Source organism: Rhizobium sp. 62_C5_N11_2 (assembly GCF_051811185.1).
In the GTDB taxonomy this organism is placed as follows: Bacteria; Pseudomonadota; Alphaproteobacteria; order Rhizobiales; family Rhizobiaceae; genus Rhizobium; species Rhizobium leguminosarum.
Map to the genome: position 1 here is coordinate 841,073 of NZ_JBPWPW010000002.1, position 18,324 is coordinate 859,396.

At 60.8% G+C, this 18,324-nt stretch carries 18 protein-coding genes; 16 read left to right on the forward strand and 2 right to left on the reverse strand.

Annotation, left to right across the window (positions count from 1 at the left end; all coding sequences use genetic code 11):
- Nucleotides 1–39: 39 nt before the first annotated feature.
- Nucleotides 40–834, reverse strand: a complete 795-nt coding sequence (locus tag AB8B31_RS27660; protein ID WP_018246040.1) for a pyrroline-5-carboxylate reductase family protein — start codon at nucleotides 832–834, stop codon at nucleotides 40–42.
- A gap of 11 nt (nucleotides 835–845) precedes the next feature.
- Entirely contained in the window at nucleotides 846–1,475 is a 630-nt protein-coding gene (locus tag AB8B31_RS27665; RefSeq protein ID WP_018246039.1) for a TetR/AcrR family transcriptional regulator, read from the reverse strand.
- Nucleotides 1,476–1,622: 147 nt separating this feature from the next.
- Between AB8B31_RS27665 and AB8B31_RS27670 the strand changes: the two genes are divergently transcribed.
- The 16 genes from AB8B31_RS27670 to AB8B31_RS27745 all read left to right on the forward strand — a co-directional run bounded on the left by AB8B31_RS27670 (nucleotide 1,623) and on the right by AB8B31_RS27745 (nucleotide 18,309).
- Nucleotides 1,623–3,659 (forward strand): NADH:flavin oxidoreductase, encoded by a 2,037-nt coding sequence (locus tag AB8B31_RS27670; RefSeq protein ID WP_131703339.1) that lies wholly within the window; start codon nucleotides 1,623–1,625, stop codon nucleotides 3,657–3,659.
- A 48-nt stretch (nucleotides 3,660–3,707) separates the two neighbouring features.
- Nucleotides 3,708–4,310, forward strand: coding sequence for a dimethylsulfoniopropionate lyase (locus tag AB8B31_RS27675; protein ID WP_018246037.1), 603 nt, complete (start codon nucleotides 3,708–3,710; stop codon nucleotides 4,308–4,310).
- A 34-nt stretch (nucleotides 4,311–4,344) separates the two neighbouring features.
- On the forward strand, nucleotides 4,345–5,094 hold the full coding sequence (locus tag AB8B31_RS27680; protein ID WP_018243777.1) for an electron transfer flavoprotein subunit beta/FixA family protein: 750 nt from the start codon (nucleotides 4,345–4,347) through the stop codon (nucleotides 5,092–5,094).
- 25 nt (nucleotides 5,095–5,119) lie between these two features.
- Nucleotides 5,120–6,049: an electron transfer flavoprotein subunit alpha/FixB family protein gene (locus AB8B31_RS27685; RefSeq protein ID WP_018246036.1), complete on the forward strand. Its 930-nt coding sequence runs from the start codon at nucleotides 5,120–5,122 to the stop codon at nucleotides 6,047–6,049.
- A gap of 15 nt (nucleotides 6,050–6,064) precedes the next feature.
- On the forward strand, nucleotides 6,065–6,760 hold the full coding sequence (locus AB8B31_RS27690; RefSeq protein WP_018246035.1) for a dimethylsulfonioproprionate lyase family protein: 696 nt from the start codon (nucleotides 6,065–6,067) through the stop codon (nucleotides 6,758–6,760).
- A gap of 152 nt (nucleotides 6,761–6,912) precedes the next feature.
- Nucleotides 6,913–8,040, forward strand: coding sequence for an S-(hydroxymethyl)glutathione dehydrogenase/class III alcohol dehydrogenase (locus AB8B31_RS27695; RefSeq protein WP_018246033.1), 1,128 nt, complete (start codon nucleotides 6,913–6,915; stop codon nucleotides 8,038–8,040).
- A gap of 3 nt (nucleotides 8,041–8,043) precedes the next feature.
- Nucleotides 8,044–8,880 carry an S-formylglutathione hydrolase gene (gene fghA / locus AB8B31_RS27700; protein WP_018246032.1) on the forward strand — a complete coding sequence of 279 codons (837 nt, stop codon included), beginning with the start codon at nucleotides 8,044–8,046 and terminating at the stop codon, nucleotides 8,878–8,880.
- A gap of 54 nt (nucleotides 8,881–8,934) precedes the next feature.
- Nucleotides 8,935–9,507 (forward strand): S-(hydroxymethyl)glutathione synthase, encoded by a 573-nt coding sequence (gene gfa / locus AB8B31_RS27705; protein ID WP_018246031.1) that lies wholly within the window; start codon nucleotides 8,935–8,937, stop codon nucleotides 9,505–9,507.
- A 499-nt stretch (nucleotides 9,508–10,006) separates the two neighbouring features.
- Nucleotides 10,007–10,723, forward strand: coding sequence for a GntR family transcriptional regulator (locus tag AB8B31_RS27710; RefSeq protein ID WP_018246030.1), 717 nt, complete (start codon nucleotides 10,007–10,009; stop codon nucleotides 10,721–10,723).
- Nucleotides 10,720–11,631: a dihydrodipicolinate synthase family protein gene (locus AB8B31_RS27715; RefSeq protein ID WP_018246029.1), complete on the forward strand. Its 912-nt coding sequence runs from the start codon at nucleotides 10,720–10,722 to the stop codon at nucleotides 11,629–11,631. Before AB8B31_RS27710 ends, AB8B31_RS27715 begins: the two co-directional genes overlap by 4 nt.
- Nucleotides 11,624–13,141: an aldehyde dehydrogenase gene (locus AB8B31_RS27720; RefSeq protein ID WP_018246028.1), complete on the forward strand. Its 1,518-nt coding sequence runs from the start codon at nucleotides 11,624–11,626 to the stop codon at nucleotides 13,139–13,141. The genes AB8B31_RS27715 and AB8B31_RS27720 overlap by 8 nt, the downstream gene beginning before the upstream one ends.
- A complete protein-coding gene (locus AB8B31_RS27725; RefSeq protein ID WP_018246027.1) occupies nucleotides 13,138–14,484 on the forward strand; it encodes an NAD(P)/FAD-dependent oxidoreductase in 1,347 nt (448 codons plus the stop codon). The genes AB8B31_RS27720 and AB8B31_RS27725 overlap by 4 nt, the downstream gene beginning before the upstream one ends.
- A gap of 79 nt (nucleotides 14,485–14,563) precedes the next feature.
- Nucleotides 14,564–15,415, forward strand: a complete 852-nt coding sequence (locus AB8B31_RS27730) for a glycine betaine ABC transporter substrate-binding protein (RefSeq protein WP_018246026.1) — start codon at nucleotides 14,564–14,566, stop codon at nucleotides 15,413–15,415.
- A 46-nt stretch (nucleotides 15,416–15,461) separates the two neighbouring features.
- The gene (locus AB8B31_RS27735; protein ID WP_018246025.1) at nucleotides 15,462–16,607 is read left to right on the forward strand and encodes a quaternary amine ABC transporter ATP-binding protein; all 1,146 of its coding nucleotides are present in this window, start codon (nucleotides 15,462–15,464) and stop codon (nucleotides 16,605–16,607) included.
- A 5-nt stretch (nucleotides 16,608–16,612) separates the two neighbouring features.
- Nucleotides 16,613–17,461 carry an ABC transporter permease gene (locus AB8B31_RS27740; RefSeq protein WP_018246024.1) on the forward strand — a complete coding sequence of 283 codons (849 nt, stop codon included), beginning with the start codon at nucleotides 16,613–16,615 and terminating at the stop codon, nucleotides 17,459–17,461.
- Nucleotides 17,458–18,309 (forward strand): ABC transporter permease, encoded by an 852-nt coding sequence (locus AB8B31_RS27745; protein WP_018246023.1) that lies wholly within the window; start codon nucleotides 17,458–17,460, stop codon nucleotides 18,307–18,309. The genes AB8B31_RS27740 and AB8B31_RS27745 overlap by 4 nt, the downstream gene beginning before the upstream one ends.
- The last annotated feature ends 15 nt before the right edge of the window (nucleotides 18,310–18,324 follow it).

Here is an 18,324-nt window from a genome sequence, read left to right on the forward strand (position 1 = left end):
TTGCTGAGCGGGGCGCCGCAGGACCCGCTCCAACGGTTGTCAGGAAGCGTCTCCCATACTCACCGATTTCTTGAATGCTGCCGATAGTCCCTCCGCAACCGAAGCGTCGAACCCGGCCGCGCGCATGCCTTCGATGGCCGCCGCCGTGGTTCCGCGATAGCCGACAAAGGTTTGAACAACCTCATCGGGACATTCGTCGCGGCGCTCCAGCAGGCGACCGGCGCCTGTCATCACCGTGTTGACGGCGCGCCGCGCAATCTCCGCCGGCAGGCCATGGGCGACGGCATCGCTCATCATGGCGGCGGCGAGCAATGCCGGGAAAGCCGGTCCGGACCCGGACAGGCCGGTGAGGTAATCGATGTCGCTTTTCCTTGCGACCTCGTCCTCAGATCCGCATGCCTGAAAAATCGCGCGGACGAGCGCCCGGTCGTCTTCGGTGACATCGCTCGCGCCAATCCAGGGTGTATAGGACTTGGCCAATTCGGCGGCGGCATTCGGCAGGGCGCGGACGACGCGACCGGTGTTGTGGCGGTCCGAAAGTGCGTCCAGGCGGATGCCCGCCATGACTGAGATGACGAGCTTGCCGCCGGCATCGACATCAAGAGCATGCCAGTCATCAGGGCGGACGGAAAGAATGATCACGTCCGAACGGTCGGCAAGCGCCTGATTGTCGGTGGTCAAGAAAGAATTCGGGAAGCGGCGCGGCTCTTCGCTGCGATAGGAGAGGGAGAGTTTTTGAGGTTCGACCAGGCCGGCATCGAGGATCGAGCCGGCGATTGCTCCGCCAAGCCAACCGCCGCCACCAATTATACCGATCCTCAAGGAAACGCTCATCTCGGCTTTCCCTAACCCGGCCTATAGCCATGCCGGGAGAAGAAGCGATCGAGCTCCCTCTGCTGCGGCACTTCGCCGGTGTAGATCGCGATATATTCGGGAATCCGTTTCATGCGGACGGCGAGTTCCTCCTTAGCTTGCATGGAGATATATCCGATCTGCACGAGGTAAGTTGTTCGCGCTCGGACATCTGATGTCGCTTCTGGTAGCCCGAACCGGATAAACATGCGCTTGAGGGCTTCCAGCCGGAGCTGATCGGCTTGCCGGACCTCGGCGAGAATCTCGTCGGACTGCAGCGCCCAGCTGCGCACGGCAAATTCGAACCTGGCGTCGAACAGATCATTGTTGAGCCAGCAGTCGAAGACGTTGAGCATCGCCTCGGCGAGCGATTCCGCGTAGGCTTCGGATTGCTTGACGATGTTGCCGGTATTTTTGTCGCGCCACCGCGCCACGAGCCCGGCCAACAGCTCCTCCCGATCCTTGAAGAACCAGTAGAAGCTCGTGCGCGAGAGATTGAGCCTCTTCGCCAGCGGCAGAATTTTCACCGAATCCACGCCGGAATCCAGCAGCGAGTGGTAAGCTGCTTCCAGCCATCCCTCTTGTGATCCCCGCCAGCCAGTGTCGTTCAGAGCCTGATCCATAAGCTATCTCCTATCAAATTATACGGCAGCGCACAAGGAAAATGTACATTGGTGTCGAAAATGACGACCCAGATGTTTTCAACATTGACACATATGTACATTGTGCTTAGCGTCGGCTCTGACGTTTTTAATCCGGAACCACGGCCCATGTCGAACGATCCCCTTCTGCAGCCCTACCAGCTCAAGCATTTGAAACTGCGCAACCGCATCATCGTCACCTCCCACGAGCCGGCCTATCCGGAAGACGGCATGCCGAAGGAGAGGTATCGCGCCTATACGGTGGAGCGGGCAAAGGGCGGCGTGGCCTTGACGATGACGGCCGGCTCGGCCGCGGTTTCCAGGGACAGCCCGCCGGTCTTCAACAACCTGCTCGCCTACAAGGACGAGATCGTGCCCTGGATCAGGGAGATGACCGACGCCGTGCATGAAGAGGGAGCGGCGATCATGATCCAGCTCACCCATCTCGGCCGGCGCACACGCTGGGACAAGGGCGACTGGCTGCCTGTGGTGGCGCCATCGCATCAGCGCGAAGCGTCCCACCGGGCCTTCCCGAAGAAGGTGGAAGATTGGGACATCGAGCGCATCATCAAGGATTTCGCCGACGCTGCCGAACGCATGAAGGCGGGTGGCATGGACGGTGTCGAACTGGAGGCCTACGGCCATCTGATCGACCAGTTCACCTCGCCGCTCACCAACGAGCTCGACGGCCCCTATGGCGGATCGCTCGATAACCGTTTGCGCTTCTGTTTCGACGTCTTCAGGGCAATCCGGCAAAGAGTGGGGAACGACTTCATTCTAGGCGTGCGCTATACCGCCGACGAATGTCTTCCCGGCGGTACCGGCAAAGCCGAAGGCTTGGAAATCTCCCGGCGCCTGAAGGAAAGCGGCCTCATCGATTACCTGAACGTCATTCGCGGCCACATCGATACCGATGCGGGCCTCACCGACGTGATCCCGATCCAGGGCATGGCGAATTCGCCGCATCTCGATTTCGCCGGCGAAATTCGCGCCGCAACCAACTTTCCGACCTTCCATGCGGCGAAAATCCCTGACGTCGCCACCGCGCGCTACGCGATCGCCTCCGGCAAGGTCGACATGGTCGGCATGACCCGCGCCCACATGACCGACCCGCATATCGTCCGCAAGATCATCGAAAAGCGGGAAGACGATATTCGTCCCTGTGTCGGCGCCAATTACTGTCTCGATCGTATCTACCAGGGCGGGGCGGCCTTCTGCATCCACAATGCCGCCACCGGCCGCGAACTGACCATGCCGCATATCGTGGCGAAGGCCGACGCCAAGAAAAAGGTCGTCATCGTCGGCGCCGGCCCGGCCGGTCTGGAAGCGGCGCGCGTCGCCGGAGAACGCGGCCACCAGGTCGTCGTTTTCGAAGCGGCGAACAATCCCGGCGGTCAGATCCGGCTCACCGCTCAAAGCGAGCGCCGCAAGGAAATGATCAGCATCATCGACTGGCGCATGAGCCAGTGCGAGAAATACGACGTCACCTTCCACTTCAACACCTGGGCGGAAGCGGACGCCATCGAGGCCGAGAATCCCGATGTCGTCATCATCGCAACCGGCGGCCTGCCGCATACCGAGGTCCTGGCGAGCGGCAACGAGCTGGTGGTTTCGTCATGGGACATCATCTCCGGCGACGTGAAGCCTGGAACCAACGTGTTGATCTTCGACGACGCCGGCGATCATGCCGGCCTGCAGGCGGCGGAGTTTCTCGCCAAGGCAGGCGCCAAGGTCGAGATCATGACGCCGGACCGGTCCTTCGCGCCCGAGGTCATGGCCATGAATCTCGTGCCCTATATGCGGTCTCTGCAGAAGCATGACGTGACCTTCACCGTCACCTACCGTCTGGAAGCCGTCGAAAAGAGCGGCAACCAGCTCGTCGCCCATGTCGGCAGCGATTACGGCGGGATTGCCAAGCAGCAGAGCTTCGACCAGATCGTCGTCAATCATGGGACCATTCCGCTCGATGAACTCTATTTCGAACTGAAACCCAGCTCGAGCAATCTCGGCGAAATGTCGCACGATCAGCTTCTTTCCGGAGAACCTCAGTCCGTGATCCGCAATCCTGATGGCAAGTTCCAGCTGTTCCGGATCGGCGATGCCGTTGCCGCACGCAACACGCATGCAGCCGTCTATGACGGGTTGCGCATCGCGAAAGATATCTGATTGCAAGAGTGGGCCGCTTGTCGGCCGATCGTCTCGGGAGGTGATGTCATGAGTTTACGCAATGAAAGCCTCCAGATTTTCCTGGATGCAATTTTTGTGGCTTTCGACCAGTTCACGAATACCCCGGAGGCTCGCCGCTCGATTCGTCAGATTTCTGCTGCGCTGGAGCGCCCGGGAACGGCGCGTGCGGGGGAGGGAGGCCGATTGCCTGTGTGCGCTCTCCTTGATGTGGCGCTTTCCGTCGATACGTCCTATCCTTCGCTGACGCGTTTGATCGAGGGGTTCAAAGGCATCGAGCCAATGCTTGAATGGCATCGGCGCACCAAGTATGACCACACGGCCAGCGACAATTTTGTCGATGGGCATGCCAATGCGATGATTATCGGCCCGGGAGGATTGGAGGAGCGGAGCGACCTGTGGATCGGCGTGACGTTGATGGCGCCTCACGTGCGCTATCCCGATCACGACCATGCGCCTGAGGAAGTCTATCTCGTGCTTTCCGAGGGAGAGTTCCAGCAGGGGGAAGGGGACTGGTTTTCGCCAGGTATCGGCGGATCCTTCTATAATGTCCCTGGCATCAAACATGCCATGAGGTCGCTTGACACGCCGTTCTTCGCCTTCTGGGCATTGCTTGCCGAACGGCCGAACTGACGGCCAGCAGTTTAGAAATAAAGGGGGGTTGCCCATGAAGATACTCGTCCCAGTCAAACGGGTTGTCGACTACAACGTGAAGATCCGGGTGAAGCCGGATGGCACGGGTGTCGAGCTTGCCAATGTGAAGATGTCGATGAACCCGTTCGACGAGATCTCGGTGGAAGAGGCGTTGCGGCTGAAGGAAGCCGGCAAGGCCGAGGAAGTGGTCGTCGTTTCGATCGGTCCAGCCAAGGCCGAGGAGACGCTGCGCACCGCACTTGCCATGGGCGCCGACCGGGCGATCCTGGTTGAGACCGACGATCAGATCGAGCCGCTCACTGTCGCCAAGATCCTCAAGGCTGTCGCCGATGCCGAACAGCCCGGCCTGATCATCGTCGGCAAGCAGGCGATCGATGACGACAGCAACCAGACCGGCCAGATGCTGGCGGCGCTGCTGGGCATGCCCCAGGCGACCTTCGCCTCGAAGATCGAGATCGGCGATGGCAAGGCTCAGGTGACCCGCGAGGTCGATGGCGGCCTGCAGACGATCGAGATCAAGCTGCCGGCGGTGGTCACCACGGATCTGCGCTTGAACGAACCGCGTTATGCCTCGCTGCCGAATATCATGAAGGCGAAGAAGAAGCCTCTCGACAAGAAGAGCCCTGATGATTTCGGCATCTCGACCACGCCGCGCCTCAAGGTCCTGAAGACCGAGGAGCCGTCGGGCCGCAAGGCCGGCGTCAAGGTCAAGTCGGTCGCCGAACTCATCGACAAGCTCAAAAACGAAGCCGGCGTGCTGTAATCAGGTTGGAACAGGAACCATCATCATGACCATTCTTCTTCTGGCTGACCACGACAATCAAAGCCTGTCCGACCAGACCGCCAAGACGCTGACGGCCGCAACCAAGATCGGCGGCGATATTCACATTCTCGTTGCCGGCAAGGCTGCCAAACCCGCTGCCGATGCCGCCGCCAAGCTTGCCGGTGTCTCCAAGGTGCTGCTCGCCGAAAGCGACGAACTGGCCAATAATCTGGCCGAACCGCTGGCCGACCTGATCGTCTCGCTGGCGGGAAGCTACGACACGATCATCTCGGCCGCCACCTCGGTCGGCAAGAACGTGCTGCCGCGGGTGGCAGCCCTGCTCGATGTCGCCCAGGTCTCGGAGATCGTCGAGGTGATCTCGTCCGACACCTTCAAACGGCCGATCTATGCCGGCAATGCCATCCAGACGGTGCAGGCGACCGATGCCAAAAAGGTGATCACCGTGCGCACCGCATCCTTTGCCTCCGCGCCGGAAGGTGGTTCGGCCACCGTCGAGGCGATCCCGGCGGTTTCCGATCCGGGGCTGTCGACCTTTGTCAGGGACGCGCTGTCGGCCTCCGACCGTCCGGAACTGACCTCTGCCAAGATCATTATCTCCGGCGGCCGGGCACTCGGCTCTGCCGAGAAGTTCAGGGAGGTCATCCTGCCGCTTGCCGACAAGCTCGGTGCTGCCGTCGGTGCATCGCGTGCCGCCGTCGATGCCGGTTATGCGCCGAACGACTGGCAGGTCGGCCAGACCGGCAAGGTGGTGGCGCCGCAGCTCTATATTGCCTGCGGCATTTCAGGCGCCATCCAACATCTGGCCGGCATGAAGGATTCGAAGGTGATCGTCGCCATCAACAAGGACGAGGAGGCACCGATCTTCCAGGTCGCCGACTACGGATTGGTCGCCGATCTCTTCGACGCCCTGCCGGAATTGCAAAAGGCACTCTAGCGGGGGAGACCGAACGTGGCGCGCGTCGTGGGACGTCCAATCAAACCTGGTGCCGACCTTCTCCTGAACGATGACGAGAAGCCGGCATACATACGGCTACACGACATCGGCAGGGAAAGACGTTCTCGGCCGTTGCAGGAATTCCTCAACGATGTCGGCGGGCTGATGTTGTCGGCGGAGGCTCCTGCCGTCGCCAGCTTCGTCGCGGGCAAGGTTCTCCAGAAACTGCTCAAGACCGGCAAGGTGCGCCCGGAGGGCGGGTCTCTTCCCGGCGCGCCGGAAGGGCTTGATGACGCCATCGGCCATCTTGCGAAATCGGGACGGAAATACGAGGCGATCGCCAGCCAGTTCCATAGTCTCGCCGACAAACTGCTCTGGAGACGCGGCCGCTCCGGTCCGTTTGCAAGCCTGAATTTTGGCGATACGCATTCCCATGCGGTCGTGGTCGGCCCCGGCGGCATGGAGGAACGCGCCGATCTCAGGGTCGGCGTGATCTATATGGATCGCTACACCCGTTTCCCCGATCATGTTCAGACGCAGCCGCGCGCCTTCATTCTGCTGTCGCCGGGCGAAATCCGCCTTGGCGATTCCGAGTGGTTCTCCGCCGGTGTCGGCACGGTCTTTGCGAACGACGCCGGCCAATCTTTCGCGATAAGATGCACAGCCCGGCCTCTGCTTGCGGTCTGGTGCCAGGTTGAGCGGGAGACGTGATGGGTGCTTGGCAACGACGAGCCTGAGATGAACGAAAAGGCCGAAGGCGAGAGCATGAAGTCTCGGCGGTCACGCAGCGAAGCAGATCGCTGAGAAGCCGGTCTATCGGAATATGTAGCATCAGAATTCAATTTAAGAGGAAGGATATCAAGATGGACGTTCGCGCCGCCGTTGCCGTTCAGGCAGGAAAACCGCTGGAAGTGATGACCGTGCAGCTGGAGGGACCGCGGGCCGGCGAAGTGCTGGTCGAGGTCAAGGCGACGGGCATCTGCCACACCGACGATTTCACCCTGTCGGGCGCCGATCCTGAAGGCCTGTTTCCGGCCATTCTCGGCCATGAGGGTGCCGGCATCGTCGTCGATGTCGGCTCCGGCGTCACCTCGGTCAAGAAGGGCGACCATGTCATTCCGCTCTACACCCCGGAATGCCGCGAGTGCTATTCCTGCCTTTCCCGCAAGACCAATCTCTGCACCTCGATCCGCGCTACCCAGGGCCAGGGGCTGATGCCGGACGGAACGAGCCGCTTTTCGATCGGCAAGGACAAGATCCACCACTATATGGGGTGCTCGACTTTTTCGAACTTCACCGTGCTGCCGGAGATCGCCCTTGCCAAGGTCAATCCCGACGCGCCCTTCGACAAGATCTGCTACATCGGCTGCGGCGTCACCACCGGCATCGGCGCGGTCATCAATACCGCCAAGGTGGAGATCGGCGCCACGGCGATCGTCTTCGGTCTCGGCGGCATCGGTCTCAACGTGCTTCAGGGCCTGCGTCTTGCCGGTGCCGACATGATCATCGGCGTCGATATCAACCCTGACCGCAAGGCCTGGGGCGAAAAGTTCGGCATGACCCACTTCGTCAATCCGAAGGAGGTCGGCGACGACATCGTGCCCTACCTCGTCAACCTGACCAAACGCAACGGCGACCTGATCGGTGGCGCCGACTATACCTTCGACTGCACCGGCAACACCAAGGTGATGCGCCAGGCGCTGGAAGCATCGCACCGCGGCTGGGGCAAGTCGGTTATCATCGGCGTTGCCGGTGCCGGCCAGGAAATCTCCACCCGTCCGTTCCAGCTGGTCACCGGCCGCAACTGGATGGGCACGGCTTTCGGCGGCGCGCGCGGCCGCACCGACGTGCCGAAGATCGTCGAATGGTACATGCAGGGCAAGATCCAGATCGATCCGATGATCACCCACACCATGCCGCTCGAGGACATCAACAAGGGCTTCGAGCTGATGCATTCGGGCAAAAGCATCCGCGGCGTGGTGGTCTACTGAGTCATGAAAACCATCTCGACCGACAATTCTCATGGCGGCACCCAGGGCGTTTACGTCAATCGCTCGGATGTCTGCGACTGTGACATGACCTTTGCGGTATTTCTACCGCCGCAGGCCAAAGGACGGAAGCTGCCAGTTCTGTGGTACCTTTCAGGTCTGACCTGCACCCATGCAAACGTCATGGACAAGGGAGAGTATCGGCGTCTTGCCGCAGAACTCGGTATTGTCATCGTCTGCCCCGACACCAGTCCACGCGGCGATGCCGTCCCGGACGAGCCGGATAATTGGCAGTTCGGCAAGGGTGCCGGTTTTTATGTCGACGCCACCGAGCCGCCATTCGCACAGAACTATCGGATGTACAGCTACGTCGTCGATGAATTGCCGAAGCTTATCGCGGCCGAATTTCCGGTCGACATGACGCGACAGGGAATCTTCGGTCACTCGATGGGGGGACATGGCGCGATCACGATCGCGCTCAAGAACCCCGAACGCTTCAGCAGCTGCTCGGCCTTCGCGCCGATCAGCCATCCATCCGTCTCCGGCTGGTCAAAGCCGGCGTTCCAGAAATACCTCGGATCGGATGAAACGCGCTGGCGGGCATATGATGCCTGCTCGCTGATCGAAGACGGGCACCGGTTCCCGGAATTCCTCGTCGACCAAGGGACGGCGGACAGCTTCCTGGAGGATGGATTGCGCCCCGAAGAGCTGAGGCAAGCCTGCGAGACGGCCGGCATCAGCCTGCGGCTTCGCATGCAGGAAGGCTACGGCCACTCCTACTTCTTCATTTCGACATTCATGGAAGACCATCTGCGCTGGCACGCGCGGAGATTGGGAGACTGATTGCAGAGCTTGGCCGGGCATATCGCAAACGGCCCAGAAGGGGAGGAGAAACCCATGACCAGCATAGCCATACATCCGGCAGTGGATTCAGGTTTTCGGGCGACTGACGCTGCTTTTGCGGGCGGGACGCTCGTCTGCAAGTGCGCCAGCAATCCGGTGAAGGTAAGAATCAAGAGCGATATCGCCCACAATCACGCCTGCGGCTGCACGAAGTGCTGGAAGCCCGAAGGTGCAGTCTTTTCGGTCGTGGCGGTCGCTCCGACCGAAAGTGTCGAAGTCTTGGAGAATGGCGATAAGCTCGCTGTCGTCGATTCCGCTGCCTTGATCCAGCGCACCGCCTGCAAGGAATGCGGCGTGCATATGTATGGGCCAGTCGTGCGCGAACATCCGTTTCAGGGATTGTCGTTCATCCATCCGGAACGCTTCCAGGAAAGCGGCTGGGCGAAGCCGGGCTTTGCTGCCTTCGTGTCGTCGATCATCGAAAGCGGCTTCGACCCCGCGAAGATGGACGCCGTCAGAGCACAGCTGAGGACATCAGGCCTCGAGCCTTACGATTGCCTAAACCCTGGCCTTATGGACTACATCGCAACCTGGACCGCCAAGAAGAGCGGCGTGCTGGCCTCGTGATCGGCTAAAGTAATTCCCAGCAAAAGTGCGCAGCGTTTTTGCGTCCGGGATTGCGTAAAAACAAAAGAGAGCATTTCCGTGACTTGAGAGAAGCGGAAATGCTCTGGGACGCCGAGCCGGCGCTCCCCGACAAAACCGCCGCCACCGGATATCGAGATAGTCCGTGATGGCCGCGCACCGGCTTGCCGGCAGCCAGCTTCCGACGCCTGATGATCAAGGTTGATGCGCATAAAAATCGCATCAACCTCGACTGCACCGAAATTCTCACAGACCCGCCACCATAATTCGCTTGGGAAGTTCCGCAATGGCCGCCGCCGCGGAACGCCGATCCCTGGACAGCGCTTTGAAATGACGCCTGACGCGCGCCGGGGACGCTTTGCTCGGCATCATTGTGTATTTAAGAAATACTAATTGTGTACGTAATGTACACAATTATTGACTCGCCCCGAGAGGCGTGCCATTTTCACGGCGTAGAGCAACCCGCGGCCGGAGAATGACGATGGCGAAGACCCCCAAGAGCAATCTCTACGAAGATCTGAAACGGCAGATTCTGACGATGGAACTGGACCCGGACGCCGATCTGGACGAGGCCAGTTTGAGCGAAAGATACGGGCTCTCCCGGACGCCGGTCCGCGACATATTCCGTCGCCTTGCCGGTGAGGGCTATATCGACATCCGCGAGAACAGGGGCGCACGGGTCATCCCGATGAACCACTCCACCCTGCGGAATTTCTTTCTCGTCGCGCCGATGATCTACGCGGCAATCGGCCGTCTCGCCGTGCAGAACTTCAAGCCCACTCAGCTTTCGGACCTGAAGCAGACCCAGGAGCGGTTCCGCGCCGCCAGCGAGAACATGGACGCCCTGGCGATGGTCCTCGAGAACAATCGCTTCCACGAAATTTTCGGCGAGATGTCGGGCAACGTCTATCTGCAGCCGAGCCTTGGCCGGCTGCTCATCGACCACGCGCGTATCGGCCACACCTTCTTCCGGCCGAGGAACGAGGACATGAAGCGACGGCTTCAAGTGGCCGTCGGCCATCATGACGGCTTCATCGATGCGCTCGGCGCTCACGACGAGAATGCCGTCGTCGACCTCGTTTTCGAACACTGGGAATTGTCCCGCGAGAACATGGAGATGTTCATCGCCCCGCAAGGTCTCAAGGCGGACGCCTTCCTCGGCGGCCCCGCCACCCAACTCTTGGAGAAATCGTCGTGAAGTTTGAGGGGATCTATACGCCGGCGGTGACGCCGCTCGACCAAACTGGTCAGATCGACAGGGCTGGATTTGCCGCCGTGCTCGAGTCGCTGATCGAGGCGGGCGTCCACGGCATCATCGTCGGCGGCTCGACCGGCGAGTACTATGCCCAGAGCAGCCAGGAGCGTTTCGAGCTCGCGGCCTATGCGCGGGAAGTCATCGGCACGCGGCTGCCGCTCATTATCGGGACCGGCGCCACGCGAACCGAAGATTCGGTCGAATACGCAAAGGCGGCGAAGGAAATCGGCGCGGATGCGATCCTGGTGTCGTCACCGCCCTACGCGCTGCCGACCGAGCGCGAGAATGCGGTCCACGCCCTGACCGTCGACCGCGCGGCGAACCTGCCGATCATGCTCTACAACTATCCGGCTCGTATGGGCGTGATGATGGGCGAGGAGTATTTCTCCCGGCTCGGCAAGTCCAGGAACGTGATCGCCATCAAGGAAAGTTCCGGCGACATGGGCAATCTGCATCTGCTGGCCCGGAAATTTCCCCATATTGCGCTGTCCTGCGGCTGGGACGACCAGGCGCTCGAATTCTTCGCATGGGGCGCGAAGAGCTGGGTCTGCGCCGGCTCCAATTTCCTCCCGCGCGAACATGTCGCCCTCTATGAAGCCTGCTTGCTCGAAAAGAATTTCGACAAGGGCCGCGCCATCATGACGGCGATGCTGCCGCTCATGGATTTCCTGGAATGCGGGAAGTTCGTCCAATCTATCAAGCATGGATGCGAATTGATCGGGCTGAATGTCGGATCGGTCCGTGCGCCGCTGCGTCCGCTCAACTCCGAAGAAAAACGAACCCTCCAGACCGTCGTCGCCACGTTGAAGCGCACGGTCGGCCAGATCACCTCGGGAGCAAATCATGCATGAACCCTTGACCGCTTCCGAATACAAGGCGATCGCCGCCGGTCTTCAGTTTCCGACGAATGCCTTCGTCGATGGCGCATTTCGTCCGGCCAATTCAGGGCAGACATTCACCTCGACGAATCCCGCGACGGGCGAGGTTCTCGCCGAGATTGCCGCATGCGATGCCACCGATGTCGACGCCGCCGTCGCCAAGGCAAGGCAAGCCTTCGACGACGGCCGCTGGCGGCTGCGTTCGCCGGCTGAACGCAAGGCGGTGCTCCTCAAGCTTGCCAGGCTGCTGGAGGACAATCGTCACGAGCTCGCCGTGATGGAAAGCCTCGACAGCGGCAAGCCGGTCGGCGAATGCCAGACGGTCGATGTTCCCGATACCATTCATACGATCCGTTGGCACGCCGAACTGATCGACAAGCTCTATGACAACACCGCGCCTGTCGGCGCGAATGCACTGACGATGATCGTGCGTGAGCCGGTCGGTGTCGTCGGATGCGTGCTTCCGTGGAATTTTCCGCTTTTGATGCTGGCCTGGAAGATCGGTCCGGCGCTCGCTGCCGGCTGCTCGGTGATCGTCAAGCCTGCGCAGGAAACGACGCTCACCACGCTGCGTGTCGCCGAGCTTGCCCATGAAGCGGGCATTCCAGCCGGCGTGTTCAATGTCGTGACCGGCGGCGGCAAGGAAGTCGGAGAACCGATCGGCATGCATATGGATGTCGATATGGTGGCCTTTACCGGATCGACGCCCACCGGCCGCCGCTTCCTGCGCTATGCAGCGGACTCGAATCTCAAGCGCGTCGTGCTCGAATGCGGCGGCAAGAACCCCGCCGTCGTTCTCGACGATGCCGAAGACCTAGACCTCGTTGCCGAGCAGGTCGTCAACGGCGCCTTCTGGAATATGGGCGAGAACTGCTCGGCCACGTCGCGTCTCATCGTTCATTCCAAGGTCAAGGATGAGCTGCTGAAACGCATCGGCGCCTATATGCGCGAATGGAAGACCGGCGATCCGCTCGATCCCGCAAACCGCATCGGCGCGCTTGTCAGCAAGGCTCATTTCGAGAAGGTGAAATCCTTCCTCGACGACGCCCGGAAGGAGAAGCTGACGGTCACCCATGGTGGCGAAACGCATGGCGGCATCTTTATCGAACCGACGGTGGTCGAGGGTGTAACGCCCGCCAGCCGCCTCTTCCAGGAAGAGATCTTCGGGCCGGTGCTGTCTGTTACCACCTTCTATTCGCTTGCCGAAGCAATCGCTCTTGCCAACGACACGAATTACGGTCTGACGGCGTCCGTCTATACCGGCAGCCTGAGGAACGCCATCAAGCTCTCGCGCGAAATCCGCGCCGGCGTCGTCACCGTCAACTGCTTCGGAGAAGGCGACGCCAGCACGCCGTTCGGCGGCTACAAGGAGTCCGGTTTCGGCGGCCGCGACAAGTCGGTCTTCGCCCACGACAATTACTGCGAACTCAAGACCATCTGGATCGACGTCTCGGATCGCTCGGTCGACGAGACCATCCGATGATCTCGAAGTCGGTCAAACGTTTGCCTGTTGAGAATGGCGTCTCGGGCTGGGAGGCGGTCAGCGAGCGCCCTTTCCCGGTCCGGACCCTCGACGGCGACGTGACCGCGGACTGGCTGATCGTCGGCGCGGGGTTTGCTGGCCTCTCGGCGGCCCGCCGTCTTCTCGAACTTCGGCCGGATGACAAGATCGTTATCCTTGATGCGAGCGAAGTGGGGAAGGGGACGTCGGGCCGAAATTCCGGCTTCATGATCGACGTTCCGCACAACCTTTCAGGCGGGGAGTATTCTAGTGGAGAGGCGGACGCCACTCGGCTGGAGATGGCCCAGAACCGCTCAGCGATAGCCTTTGCCGCGCAAGCGGCGGAGGAATACGGGATGTCGCGCGCGACATTCGACCCGGCGGGAAAGATCAACGCCGCGGCCACCGCTCGCGGCATGAGGCTCAACCGGAGCTTCGGAGAATCCCTGAGGGGCGCTGGCGAGAAGCATACGTTTCTCGATGCGAAAGAGATGCGGGAGATCACCGCATCGGATTACTACACCGGCGGTCTGTACACGCCCGGAGCGGTGCTTATCCAGCCCGCCGATTACATCCGCTCTTTTGCGGCGGGCCTGCCGGGCAGGGTCAGTATTTTCGAGCGTTCTCCTGTCACTTCATTGAAGCAAGACAGCGGCACCTGGGCCGCCATGACAAACCGAGGGAAGGTCACCGCTCCAAAGGTGATCCTCGGGGTCAATGGCCACATCGACGATTTCGGGCACTATCGCGGCCGCCTGATGCACATCTTTGCTTATGCCTCGATGACAGCGCCGTTTCCAGCAAACGACTTCGGCCAGAAGGCCTCAGGGCAGGACAAGTGGGCGCTGCTCCCGGCAGATGCGATGGGAGCCACGATTCGAAAGATTACCTCCGCTGGCCAGTCGCGGATCGTAATCCGCACGAAGTACACCTACGAAAGCAAGCTGGAGGCGTCGGACTGGCGCATGGGCAAGATGGCCAAGGCCCATCGAGACGCGCTCGACGCGCGGTTCCCGGGTCTCGCGGATGTCCCTTTCGAACATAGTTGGGCAGGTCGTCTGTGCCTCAGCCGGAACCACGTGCCCGCCTTCGGCGAGATCGAAGAAGGACTGTTTTCCGCATGCTGCGAAAACGGGCTTGGAACGGTCAAGAGCACACTCGCCGGTATGATGGCGGCGGAACTGGCGACCCGAACGGCCTCCCGGCATCTCGAACAATACATGGATCACCCTGAGCCTTCGAGGCTCCCGCCGGAGCCGTTCGCCTGGCTGGGCATAAACGCGATGATCCGTTTGCAGGAATTGCGCGCAGGCCGCGAGGGATGATCCCTCGGCCCACGCAATATGAAGACTGCCCGCTCGCAGACTTCAATGAGAATGGGAACGTAAAACAGGAGTAAGAACAATGAAAAATTTGTGGAGGGCGCTCTGCGCCGCTGCGATGATCGGGGTCAGCATCCTTCCTGCTCGCGCGGAAGAAAAAACGATCACCATGGGTACGATGTCCTGGGAGGACCTGACGCCCATCACCGGAATCACCAAGAAGGTTCTCGAAGACGCCGGCTATACGGTCAAGGTGACCGAGTTCTCCGAATGGGGCATCGCCTATGCCGCTCTCGCCAAGGGCGACATCCAGGTTCTCACCTCGCAGACGGACTATGTTGCGCAGGACTACTGGGACAAGAACAAGAACCGCCTCGAAAAGATTTCGCCTGTTTCGCATGGCCTCTATCAGGGCGTTGCGGTTCCCAAATATGTCCCGATCGACTCGCTGGAACAGCTCAACGAAAACGCCGACAAGTTCAGCGGCAAGATCATCGGTATCGAACCGGGTTCCGGCCTGATGCGCGATACCTCGAACGCGGTCAAGGACTACGGCCTCAAGCTCCAGCTCGTCGAGGGCAGCACCGCCGCGATGACGGCGGCGCTGAAGTCCGCCTATGATCGCAAGGAGTGGATTGCGGTAACGATCTGGGAGCCGTCCTGGATGGTTCAGAAGTACGAGGTCAAGTACCTCAAGGACCCGAAGGGCGTATTCCCGCCGCCGCAGAGCTACTACTGGATCGGCCACAAGGGCTTCTCCGCAGAGAACCCGCATGCGCGTGAAGTAATGGCCAGCGTCTACGTCCCGATCGCCGACATCACCGCCATCAACGGCGCGGTCAATGAAGGCAAGACCATGGACCAGGCCGTGCAGGATTGGATCGGCGCCCATGCCGACCTGATCAAGCGCTGGGAAAACATCAAGAAGAACTAAACGCGTCGTGGCCGTCCGATCCGTCGGACGGTCACCCTGAAACCTAATGAAGAAGCCAGCGCCGAATGGCTCAAAGGGGATCGCTATGAAAGCCATAAATGCCGATATCAATGACGTCCTGATCGACTGCCAATCCCTTTGGAAAGTCTTCGGTGACAAGTCCGCTGCGGCAATGAAGTCGATCAAGGAGCGCGGCCTCGGCAAAAAGGAGGTGTTGAAGGAGTTCAACTGCGTCGTCGGCGTGTCCGACGCGAGCATTGAGGTTCGGCGCGGCGAAATCTTCTGCATCATGGGATTGTCGGGAAGCGGAAAATCGACGCTCATCCGCCTTCTCAACAAGCTGATCACGCCGAGCTCTGGGAAAGTCCTCGTCAAGGGACGCGACCTCGCCGCCCTGTCGCCGGTCGATCTCCGGCAGATGCGCGCCAGGAACATCGGCATGGTGTTTCAAAGCGTCGCTCTGTTGCCGCATCGCACAGTCCTGGAAAATGCAGCCTTCGGCCTCGAGGTTCAGGGAATTGCCAAGCCGGAGCGAAACAAGACGGCCGTTGCAGCGCTCGAGAAGGTCGGCCTCGCCGACTGGGTGAATCGATATCCGAACGAGCTTTCCGGCGGCATGCAGCAACGCGTCGGGCTCGCCCGCGCGCTTGCTTCCGACCCCGAGATCATTCTGATGGACGAGCCGTTCAGCGCCCTCGATCCACTCATCCGGCGTCAGCTTCAGGACGAATTCCGGCAGTTGACGAAAGCGTTGGGCAAGTCCGCGGTCTTCATCACCCATGATCTCGACGAGGCGATCCGGATCGGTGACCGCATTGCGATCATGAAGGACGGCGTCATCATCCAGACCGGCACGGCCGAAGAGATCATCCTCAACCCGGCAGATGCTTATGTCGCCGAATTCGTCGCCGGCATATCCCGCCTCCATCTGATCAAGGCGCATTCCGTCATGCGCAGCGTCGCCGAATTCCATGAGAGCGCGCCGAATTCCGACATCGCGTCGCTGGCGCGCACGACGCCGGATGCCGACATCGACGAACTCATCACATTGACGATGCAGTCGGAGCGCGATGCCATCGCCGTCGTCGACAATGATCAGATCGTCGGCGTTGTCACGCCACGCAGCCTGCTGATGGGCGTCAAGGGGACGTCCACCCACGATCTCACGGCGGCGTCCCACAACTGGAGCTGATTGACATGGATAGTTCAGGCTTCACCGATCTTTTTGACGAATGGACGGACTCGGCGCTCGAGTGGGTGAGCGACAACGGCGAATTCCTCTTCGATACTATCAGACAGGTTCTCGAAGGGCTCTATGACGGGATCCTCTGGCTTCTGCAGCTTCCGCCATTCTACCTGGTCGCGCTGATCGTGGCGCTCATCGGCTGGCGGCTGGTCAATGTCTGGTTCGCCCTGCTCAGCGGCGTCGCGCTGGCGCTTTGTTTTTCCATGGGGCTCTGGCCGGAGACGATGAGCACCCTGGCGCTGGTATTGACCGCAACCGCACTCGCCCTGGCGATCGGGATCCCGATCGGTATTGCCGCCGGCTTTTTCCCCGCCCTCGATCGTTTCATGGAGCCCGGTCTGGATCTGATCCAGACACTTCCGCCATACATCTATCTGCTGCCGGCGATCGCCCTGCTCGGCTATGGACCGGCGACGGCACTGATCGCGACGGTGATCGTCGCCGTGCCGCCGGCAATCCGCCTGACGTCTCTCGGTATCCGGATGACGCCCAGGGAGTTCATCGAACTTGGAGAGGCGCTTGGGATCAGACCGGCGCAGATGTTCTTCAAGATTCGCCTTCCCTTTGCGCTGCCGAGTATCATGGCAGGGATCAACCAGAGCCTGATGATGGCCTTCGGCATGGTCGTCATCGCAGGCATCGTCGGTTCCGGCGGGCTCGGCGAGACGATTTACGGCGCGATCAGAACGCTCGACATCGCGACCTCCATCAATGGAGCGATAGCCATCGTGGTTCTGACCATGGTGCTTGACCGGATAACTCAGAGCGCGGCTCGTTTGGGAACGGGGAGGAAGTCATGAATCCGTCCATCCTGCAGTTTTCGCCCGGCGCTTTCCTGGCGCCGTCAGTCGATTGGCTCAACACCAACCTTCATCCGCTGTTTGCGGCGATCAGCTATCTGATCGAAGCGGTTCTTTCCGGATTCGAGGCGGCCCTCCTCTTCGTGCCGCCCTATGGGCTTATCGCGATCGTCGTCATCCTGGCATTTGTCGCCGTCGGTCTGCGCGCCGCAATCCTTGCCGGTCTTTGCCTGGGGTTTTGTCTCCTCATGGGGCTGTGGACGGCATCGATGCAGACCCTCTCCCTGGTCACGGTCGCTGTCTTGATCTCCGTGCTCATCGCCTTCCCGATCGGCGTCCTGTGCTCGCGCCACAAGACATTGGAGGCGATGGTTCGTCCGGTTCTCGACGTGATGCAGACCGTGCCGCCCTGGGTCTACCTCATTCCTGCGGTGATGATCTTCAGCCTTGGACGTGTGCCGGCAATCATCGCCACCATCGTCTATGGCATTCCGCCGATGCTCCGCTTGACCACGCTGGCGTTCAACCAGGTGCCGAGAGAATTCGTGGAACTCGGCAGCGCCATCGGCGCGCCGCCTCGTTCGGTGCTTTGGAAGATCGAGATCCCCTTGGCCAGGCAGACGCTCCTGGTCGGGCTCAACCAATGCATCCTTCTGTCCCTGGCGATGGTGGTGTTGGCCGGGCTCGTCGGCGCCGGCGGTCTCGGCGCGGAGGTGACGCGCGGCCTGACGCGCATGGAGATGGGGCTTGGCCTGCGGGCGGGCCTGGCGATCGTCGCAATCGCCCTTCTGCTCGACCGGCTGTCCCGCGGTCTGCTCGACCGTGACAGGCTGCCGAAGACGAGATGAGCAAGGACACCAAAA